Consider the following 7,322-nt stretch of genomic DNA (forward strand, 5'->3'; position numbering starts at 1 on the left):
TTTTCAGGAGCCCTGCATGAGCCTTATCCAGCATTTGATCAACGGTGAGTTGGTCAGTGAATCCGGCCGTACTGCCGATGTGTATAACCCGTCCACCGGCCAGGTGATTCACCAGGTGCCACTGGCCAGCCGCGAAACCATTCAACATGCTATCGACTCGGCCAAGGCGGCCTTTCCGGCTTGGCGTAACACACCGGCGGCCAAGCGCGCCCAGGTCATGTTCCGGTTCAAGCAATTGCTGGAGCAGAACGAAGCGCGCATCTCGCAGTTGATCAGTGAAGAGCACGGCAAGACGCTGGAAGACGCCGCTGGCGAACTCAAGCGCGGGATCGAGAACGTGGAGTATGCGTGTTCGGCGCCGGAGATTCTCAAGGGCGAGTACAGCCGCAATGTTGGGCCGAATATCGATGCCTGGTCTGATTTCCAGCCGTTGGGTGTGGTGGCGGGTATTACCCCGTTCAACTTCCCGGCGATGGTGCCGCTGTGGATGTATCCGCTGGCGATTGTTTGCGGTAACTGCTTCATCCTCAAGCCTTCGGAGCGTGATCCGAGTTCGACGTTGCTGATCGCGCAACTGCTGCAGGAAGCCGGTCTTCCCAAAGGTGTGCTGAGTGTTGTGCACGGCGACAAGGGCGCGGTGGATGCGTTGATCGAGGCGCCGGAAGTCAAGGCCCTGAGTTTTGTGGGGTCGACGCCGATTGCCGAGTACATCTATTCCGAAGCGACCAAGCGCGGTAAGCGCGTACAGGCGTTGGGTGGGGCGAAGAACCATGCGGTGCTGATGCCGGATGCTGACCTGGATAACGCGGTCAGTGCTTTGATGGGCGCGGCCTATGGTTCCTGCGGCGAACGCTGCATGGCGATCTCGGTGGCGGTGTGTGTCGGTGACCAGGTGGCGGATGCGTTGATCGCCAAGCTGGTGCCGCAGATCAAGGCGCTGAAGATCGGTGCGGGCACTACCTGTGGGCTGGATATGGGGCCACTGGTGACGGGCCAGGCGCGGGATAAGGTCAGCGGCTATATAGAAGACGGTGTTGCGTCTGGTGCGGAGTTGGTGGTTGATGGTCGTGGACTGAGTATTGCCGGGAATGAAGACGGCTTTTTCCTGGGGGGCAGTCTGTTTGACCGTGTGACGCCTGAAATGCGCATCTATAAGGAAGAGATCTTCGGGCCCGTATTGTGCGTGGTTCGGGTGAGCAGCCTGGAAGCGGCGATGCAGCTGATCAACGATCACGAGTATGGCAACGGTACGTGCATCTTCACCCGTGACGGGGAAGCGGCGCGTCTGTTCTGTGACGAAATTGAAGTGGGGATGGTCGGTGTGAATGTTCCATTGCCTGTGCCAGTGGCTTATCACAGCTTTGGTGGCTGGAAGCGCTCGCTGTTCGGCGACTTGCATGCCTATGGGCCGGATGGGGTGCGTTTCTACACCCGTCGCAAGGCGATCACCCAGCGTTGGCCGCAGCGGGCCAGCCATGAAGCGTCGCAATTCGCTTTCCCTAGTCTGTAAGGCTCAGTAAGCAGAAGGCCGGCCCCTTGGGGCCGGCTTTTGCGTTTTTGGGCGTTTTTGACTTATATGACAGAAAGATGAAAAAGAAGGTTGACGGCAGATCCTGGAAGTCTATAATTCGCCCCACTTCCGGCGCAGTCGAAACGTAAAACTCCTTGGTAAACAATGAGTTATGCAGGATAAGGCAGCGGTTTGCTTCAGTTCATCGAAGCCCAGAAGGAGTTGGTAGAGTCGTGTTGTTTGACGCTATTAACGATTCGATCTTCTCGGTCGAAAGCGGAGAAAAAAGAGATGTTGACAGCAGCGTGTAACGCTGTAGAATTCGCCTCCCGCTGACGAGAGATCGCAAGCGCAAGTGGTTGAAGTTGTTGAAGAAATCTTCGAAAGCTTCTGAAAATAATCACTTGACAGCAAATGAGGCTGCTGTAGAATGCGCGCCTCGGTTGAGACGAAAGCTCTTAACCAACCGCTCTTTAACAACTGAATCAAGCAATTCGTGTGGGTGCTTGTGGAGTCAGACTGATAGTCAACAAGATTATCAGCATCACAAGTTACTCCGCGAGAAATCAAAGAATAACCAACGATTGCTGAGCCAAGTTTAGGGTTTCTTAAAAACCCAAAGATGTTTGAACTGAAGAGTTTGATCATGGCTCAGATTGAACGCTGGCGGCAGGCCTAACACATGCAAGTCGAGCGGTAGAGAGAAGCTTGCTTCTCTTGAGAGCGGCGGACGGGTGAGTAATGCCTAGGAATCTGCCTGGTAGTGGGGGATAACGTTCGGAAACGGACGCTAATACCGCATACGTCCTACGGGAGAAAGCAGGGGACCTTCGGGCCTTGCGCTATCAGATGAGCCTAGGTCGGATTAGCTAGTTGGTGGGGTAATGGCTCACCAAGGCGACGATCCGTAACTGGTCTGAGAGGATGATCAGTCACACTGGAACTGAGACACGGTCCAGACTCCTACGGGAGGCAGCAGTGGGGAATATTGGACAATGGGCGAAAGCCTGATCCAGCCATGCCGCGTGTGTGAAGAAGGTCTTCGGATTGTAAAGCACTTTAAGTTGGGAGGAAGGGCCATTACCTAATACGTGATGGTTTTGACGTTACCGACAGAATAAGCACCGGCTAACTCTGTGCCAGCAGCCGCGGTAATACAGAGGGTGCAAGCGTTAATCGGAATTACTGGGCGTAAAGCGCGCGTAGGTGGTTTGTTAAGTTGGATGTGAAATCCCCGGGCTCAACCTGGGAACTGCATTCAAAACTGACTGACTAGAGTATGGTAGAGGGTGGTGGAATTTCCTGTGTAGCGGTGAAATGCGTAGATATAGGAAGGAACACCAGTGGCGAAGGCGACCACCTGGACTGATACTGACACTGAGGTGCGAAAGCGTGGGGAGCAAACAGGATTAGATACCCTGGTAGTCCACGCCGTAAACGATGTCAACTAGCCGTTGGGAGCCTTGAGCTCTTAGTGGCGCAGCTAACGCATTAAGTTGACCGCCTGGGGAGTACGGCCGCAAGGTTAAAACTCAAATGAATTGACGGGGGCCCGCACAAGCGGTGGAGCATGTGGTTTAATTCGAAGCAACGCGAAGAACCTTACCAGGCCTTGACATCCAATGAACTTTCCAGAGATGGATTGGTGCCTTCGGGAACATTGAGACAGGTGCTGCATGGCTGTCGTCAGCTCGTGTCGTGAGATGTTGGGTTAAGTCCCGTAACGAGCGCAACCCTTGTCCTTAGTTACCAGCACGTCATGGTGGGCACTCTAAGGAGACTGCCGGTGACAAACCGGAGGAAGGTGGGGATGACGTCAAGTCATCATGGCCCTTACGGCCTGGGCTACACACGTGCTACAATGGTCGGTACAGAGGGTTGCCAAGCCGCGAGGTGGAGCTAATCCCAGAAAACCGATCGTAGTCCGGATCGCAGTCTGCAACTCGACTGCGTGAAGTCGGAATCGCTAGTAATCGCGAATCAGAATGTCGCGGTGAATACGTTCCCGGGCCTTGTACACACCGCCCGTCACACCATGGGAGTGGGTTGCACCAGAAGTAGCTAGTCTAACCTTCGGGAGGACGGTTACCACGGTGTGATTCATGACTGGGGTGAAGTCGTAACAAGGTAGCCGTAGGGGAACCTGCGGCTGGATCACCTCCTTAATCGACGACATCAGCTGCTCCATAAGTTCCCACACGAATTGCTTGATTCATTGAAGAAGACGATAAAGAAGCAGCCCGAAATTGGGTCTGTAGCTCAGTTGGTTAGAGCGCACCCCTGATAAGGGTGAGGTCGGCAGTTCGAATCTGCCCAGACCCACCAATTTTGTGTGGGAAACGCCTGTAGAAATACGGGGCCATAGCTCAGCTGGGAGAGCGCCTGCCTTGCACGCAGGAGGTCAACGGTTCGATCCCGTTTGGCTCCACCACTACTGCTTCTGCGTTATGAAAGCTTAGAAATGAGCATTCCATCAGTATGATGGTGAATGTTGATTTCTAGTCTTTGATTAGATCGTTCTTTAAAAATTTGGGTATGTGATAGAAAGATAGACTGAACGTTACTTTCACTGGTAACGGATCAGGCTAAGGTAAAATTTGTGAGTGGCTCTTAATTGAGTATGATCGAATTTTCGGCGAATGTCGTCTTCACAGTATAACCAGATTGCTTGGGGTTATATGGTCAAGTGAAGAAGCGCATACGGTGGATGCCTTGGCAGTCAGAGGCGATGAAAGACGTGGTAGCCTGCGAAAAGCTTCGGGGAGTCGGCAAACAGACTTTGATCCGGAGATGTCTGAATGGGGGAACCCAGCCATCATAAGATGGTTATCTTGTACTGAATACATAGGTGCAAGAGGCGAACCAGGGGAACTGAAACATCTAAGTACCCTGAGGAAAAGAAATCAACCGAGATTCCCTTAGTAGTGGCGAGCGAACGGGGACTAGCCCTTAAGTGGCTTTGAGATTAGCGGAACGCTCTGGAAAGTGCGGCCATAGTGGGTGATAGCCCTGTACGCGAAAATCTCTTAGTCATGAAATCGAGTAGGACGGAGCACGAGAAACTTTGTCTGAATATGGGGGGACCATCCTCCAAGGCTAAATACTACTGACTGACCGATAGTGAACTAGTACCGTGAGGGAAAGGCGAAAAGAACCCCGGAGAGGGGAGTGAAATAGATCCTGAAACCGTATGCGTACAAGCAGTGGGAGCCCACTTTGTTGGGTGACTGCGTACCTTTTGTATAATGGGTCAGCGACTTATTTTCAGTGGCGAGCTTAACCGAATAGGGGAGGCGTAGCGAAAGCGAGTCTTAATAGGGCGTCTAGTCGCTGGGAATAGACCCGAAACCGGGCGATCTATCCATGGGCAGGTTGAAGGTTGGGTAACACTAACTGGAGGACCGAACCGACTACCGTTGAAAAGTTAGCGGATGACCTGTGGATCGGAGTGAAAGGCTAATCAAGCTCGGAGATAGCTGGTTCTCCTCGAAAGCTATTTAGGTAGCGCCTCATGTATCACTGTAGGGGGTAGAGCACTGTTTCGGCTAGGGGGTCATCCCGACTTACCAAACCGATGCAAACTCCGAATACCTACAAGTGCCGAGCATGGGAGACACACGGCGGGTGCTAACGTCCGTCGTGAAAAGGGAAACAACCCAGACCGTCAGCTAAGGTCCCAAAGTTATGGTTAAGTGGGAAACGATGTGGGAAGGCTTAGACAGCTAGGAGGTTGGCTTAGAAGCAGCCACCCTTTAAAGAAAGCGTAATAGCTCACTAGTCGAGTCGGCCTGCGCGGAAGATGTAACGGGGCTCAAACCATACACCGAAGCTACGGGTATCACGTAAGTGATGCGGTAGAGGAGCGTTCTGTAAGCCTGTGAAGGTGAGTTGAGAAGCTTGCTGGAGGTATCAGAAGTGCGAATGCTGACATGAGTAACGATAATGGGTGTGAAAAACACCCACGCCGAAAGACCAAGGTTTCCTGCGCAACGTTAATCGACGCAGGGTTAGTCGGTCCCTAAGGCGAGGCTGAAAAGCGTAGTCGATGGAAAACAGGTTAATATTCCTGTACTTCTGGTTATTGCGATGGAGGGACGGAGAAGGCTAGGCCAGCTTGGCGTTGGTTGTCCAAGTTTAAGGTGGTAGGCTGGAATCTTAGGTAAATCCGGGATTCTAAGGCCGAGAGCTGATGACGAGTTAACTTTTAGTTAACGAAGTGGTTGATGCCATGCTTCCAAGAAAAGCTTCTAAGCTTCAGGTAACCAGGAACCGTACCCCAAACCGACACAGGTGGTTGGGTAGAGAATACCAAGGCGCTTGAGAGAACTCGGGTGAAGGAACTAGGCAAAATGGCACCGTAACTTCGGGAGAAGGTGCGCCGGTGAGGGTGAAGGACTTGCTCCGTAAGCCCATGCCGGTCGAAGATACCAGGCCGCTGCGACTGTTTATTAAAAACACAGCACTCTGCAAACACGAAAGTGGACGTATAGGGTGTGACGCCTGCCCGGTGCCGGAAGGTTAATTGATGGGGTTAGCTAACGCGAAGCTCTTGATCGAAGCCCCGGTAAACGGCGGCCGTAACTATAACGGTCCTAAGGTAGCGAAATTCCTTGTCGGGTAAGTTCCGACCTGCACGAATGGCGTAACGATGGCGGCGCTGTCTCCACCCGAGACTCAGTGAAATTGAAATCGCTGTGAAGATGCAGTGTATCCGCGGCTAGACGGAAAGACCCCGTGAACCTTTACTATAGCTTTGCACTGGACTTTGAATTTGCTTGTGTAGGATAGGTGGGAGGCTTTGAAGCGTGGACGCCAGTCTGCGTGGAGCCAACCTTGAAATACCACCCTGGCAACTTTGAGGTTCTAACTCAGGTCCGTTATCCGGATCGAGGACAGTGTATGGTGGGTAGTTTGACTGGGGCGGTCTCCTCCTAAAGAGTAACGGAGGAGTACGAAGGTGCGCTCAGACCGGTCGGAAATCGGTCGTAGAGTATAAAGGCAAAAGCGCGCTTGACTGCGAGACAGACACGTCGAGCAGGTACGAAAGTAGGTCTTAGTGATCCGGTGGTTCTGTATGGAAGGGCCATCGCTCAACGGATAAAAGGTACTCCGGGGATAACAGGCTGATACCGCCCAAGAGTTCATATCGACGGCGGTGTTTGGCACCTCGATGTCGGCTCATCACATCCTGGGGCTGAAGCCGGTCCCAAGGGTATGGCTGTTCGCCATTTAAAGTGGTACGCGAGCTGGGTTTAGAACGTCGTGAGACAGTTCGGTCCCTATCTGCCGTGGACGTTTGAGATTTGAGAGGGGCTGCTCCTAGTACGAGAGGACCGGAGTGGACGAACCTCTGGTGTTCCGGTTGTCACGCCAGTGGCATTGCCGGGTAGCTATGTTCGGAATAGATAACCGCTGAAAGCATCTAAGCGGGAAACTAGCCTCAAGATGAGATCTCACTGGGACCTTGAGTCCCCTGAAGGGCCGTCGAAGACTACGACGTTGATAGGTTGGGTGTGTAAGCGCTGTGAGGCGTTGAGCTAACCAATACTAATTGCCCGTGAGGCTTGACCATATAACACCCAAGCAATTTGCGTCGAAAGGCCAGATTGCGGTGTGTGAAGACGCAATGAACCGAAAGTTCGAGATTTCACAAAACACCGACAGCTGTCACATACCCAATTTGCTGAAGCGAGGCCCGCTGGCCACGACTCAGTACCCGAATTTCTTGACGACCATAGAGCATTGGAACCACCTGATCCCATCCCGAACTCAGCAGTGAAACGATGCATCGCCGATGGTAGTGTGGGGTTTC

At 52.9% G+C, this 7,322-nt stretch carries 1 protein-coding gene, 2 tRNA genes and 3 rRNA genes; all 6 read left to right on the top strand.

The window, feature by feature from the left end:
• The first annotated feature begins 16 nt into the window (after positions 1 to 16).
• A complete protein-coding gene (locus BB029_RS23550) occupies positions 17 to 1,510 on the top strand; it encodes a CoA-acylating methylmalonate-semialdehyde dehydrogenase (protein ID WP_065940977.1) in 1,494 nt (497 codons plus the stop codon).
• Between the two features lie 628 nt (positions 1,511 to 2,138).
• Positions 2,139 to 3,675, top strand: a 16S ribosomal RNA gene (locus BB029_RS23555).
• Between the two features lie 83 nt (positions 3,676 to 3,758).
• A tRNA-Ile gene (locus tag BB029_RS23560) sits at positions 3,759 to 3,835 on the top strand.
• Between the two features lie 30 nt (positions 3,836 to 3,865).
• Positions 3,866 to 3,941, top strand: a tRNA-Ala gene (locus BB029_RS23565).
• A 249-nt stretch (positions 3,942 to 4,190) separates the two neighbouring features.
• Positions 4,191 to 7,082 (top strand): 23S ribosomal RNA (locus BB029_RS23570).
• A 152-nt stretch (positions 7,083 to 7,234) separates the two neighbouring features.
• Positions 7,235 to 7,322 (top strand): 5S ribosomal RNA (gene rrf / locus BB029_RS23575); the annotation flags it as partial.

The organism is Pseudomonas sp. S3E12, from assembly GCF_001702295.1.
Taxonomy (GTDB): Bacteria; Pseudomonadota; Gammaproteobacteria; order Pseudomonadales; family Pseudomonadaceae; genus Aquipseudomonas; species Aquipseudomonas marginalis.